Source organism: Planctomycetota bacterium, from assembly GCA_026387035.1.
In the GTDB taxonomy this organism is placed as follows: Bacteria; Planctomycetota; Phycisphaerae; order FEN-1346; family FEN-1346; genus JAPLMM01.
In genome coordinates this window covers 1-2,303 of record JAPLMM010000134.1, presented here as the reverse complement: position 1 = coordinate 2,303, position 2,303 = coordinate 1, and the positions used below count along the sequence as shown (strand labels likewise).

Genomic DNA, 2,303 nt, shown 5'->3' with positions numbered 1-2,303 from the left:
ACGAAAGCATCCTCGGCGATGCCGAGGCGCTTGCCGTCCTTTCGCGCCTCGACGAGGATTTTGTACTCGCCGGGATCGGGCGGGTCGAGTTTCGCTTCATACATGCCGACCGAACCGGGCACGAGGACCAGGGGAAGCGGCGTGCGTTCGCCGCCGGCGCCGATGAGCGAGCCGGTGACGTCGGCGTAGTTGGTGGCCCGTCCTTCCTCCTCGCGGACCCTGGCGCGGACGGTCACCGATTCGCCGGGGTTGTAGAACGGCTTGTTCACCAAAAGGGTGACGCCGGGCTCGTCAGCCGTCTCCTTGATTTCCTTGTTGGCGAGCCACCGGACCATCTGGCCCCAGAACTTGATGTAGGGCGAATCGCGCCCGAGGGCCTTGTACGGCAAGTACCACTGGTAGGTGGTGTCGGCGGCAAAGGCGGCCGTGCGCCCCAGGCCGTAGGACTGGACCGCCAGGACTATGAGCGGGCCGGAAGGTCCCGCGCGGTCCGGATGAACCGCCAGGACGCTCGCGCCGGGCTTGGGCCGGCCGAGGCGCGTGCAGCCTTTCAGGTAAGGCAACTCCTCCGGATTGCGGATTGCGGATTGCGGATTGCGGATTGAACGGCCAGGCGCTGACGGCATGAAAAAATCGGTGGCGCCATAAAAGATGGGGTGGGCCTCGCCCTCGGGCGTAAGGCGGAGGACAAATCTTTCGGTCTCCTGGCCGATGTCGCGCGGGCCGACGAAGACCGGAAGGATCTCTTCCACGGGCGTGCCCGCGTAGCCGCCCGGGCCGAAACTCGCGTACCCGCCGATCATGAGGAGGCCCCCGCCCTCGCTGACGGCGGTCTTCAGGTTCTCCAGTTGCTTCGCGGAGAAGTAACTGCGGTCCAGGTCGCCGAGGAGAAAGACGTCGAACTTCCGCATGTCCTCGAGCGTCTGGGGAAACCCCGTGAGCGCGAGGTCGTTGCGGCTGCCCGACTGGAGGAACTCGCCCTTGCGGACCTGAACCAGGGCAGCCAACTCCACGTTGGGGTCCGTCTCCAGGACGCTTTTCAGGGGTTTGTACTCCGGGCGCACGACGCCTTCGACGTACAGCACGCGTATCTTGGGGTCGGTCACCAGGAGATACAGATCGCGCGTGTTGTTTTCGCTGCGGCGTTCGGCGGGGTCCGGCGGAATGCGCACCGTGTAGGTATGCCGGCCGGTGGTGGTCGGCGTGACGGTGAGCGTGATGCTCTGGCTGCCGGGCGTCCCGTCGAGGCGGAGCGGCTGGGCCGACAGCAGCGTGTCGCCCTCGCGCAACTGAACCTCGACGGATCGGTCAGCAAGGCCCACCGCTTCGACATCCACGGTGACGCGGGTGACGTTGTCCACGACGCTTTCCTCCGGAGCCCGGACGTTCTCGATGCTGATGTCCTGGTACCCGCTCTCTCGTGTCAGGTCCGTCCCCACGCCGACGGTATAAATCGGCGGCGGCCCGAGAGCCGTGATGTCCCGCACCACGTCGCCGCCGGCGTTGTGCAGGCCGTCGCTCAAGAGCACCAGGCCGCTCGTGTCGGCCCGGCGCGCGAGAGCCAGCACGTCCTTGACGGCCCGCGTGATGTTGGTGGCCTCGCCCTCGGGTTCAGGCCACTGGCCGGCTTCGACCGGCCGGGCTCGCGTGTCGAACGTGTAGAGTTGGACGTTGAACGCCGTCGCCAGCCGATCAAGGTATTCCCGGACCTGAGCGGCCGCCAGGGCCAGGCGGTGAGGCGTGTCGGGCCAATCGCTCACGGACATCGAACGCGAGGCGTCCACCAGCACCAGCAGGTCGGTCCGGTGCTCGACCCGTTCCTCGAAACTCAGCACCGGCTTGAAAACGAGGAGCACCAGCAGGAGGACGGCCAAGACGCGCATCGCCGACAACACGCCCATCGGCAACCGCCCCAGATACCGATACACGCGCAGATAGAAGAACAGGGTCCACGCGCTCGCGGCAAGGGCCAGAAGGACCATCAGGGCCAGTTGGAGGCGCGCCTCCTGGGTCTGCCCGGCCGCGACGGCCACTGGGAAAATCACGCCGGCCGAAATGAGCCCGACGAGAATTTGCCACCATGGCAACACGGGCTCCGGCACGGCCGACGGGCGGGCGCCGTCGCCCCCGGCAGGCCGTCGGTCCCGCATCCACCCCACCAAGGCGAGGACCGGCGGAACGAGGAGCAGGGGCAGAAACGACCACAGGCGGTTTCGCAGCACCCAATGGATGAGGAGCGCCCAGAAGACGACGGCCCCCGCCGACGCCAGCACCAGACCGGCCAGCGAGAGGCCGTCACCGTA

Annotated in this window: 1 protein-coding gene; it reads right to left on the bottom strand. The window is 67.2% G+C overall.

What is annotated here, in order from left to right; genetic code table 11:
- On the bottom strand, window positions 1-2,303 hold a 2,303-nt coding region (locus tag NTX40_04575; GenBank protein MCX5648358.1), incomplete at both ends, for a glutamine amidotransferase.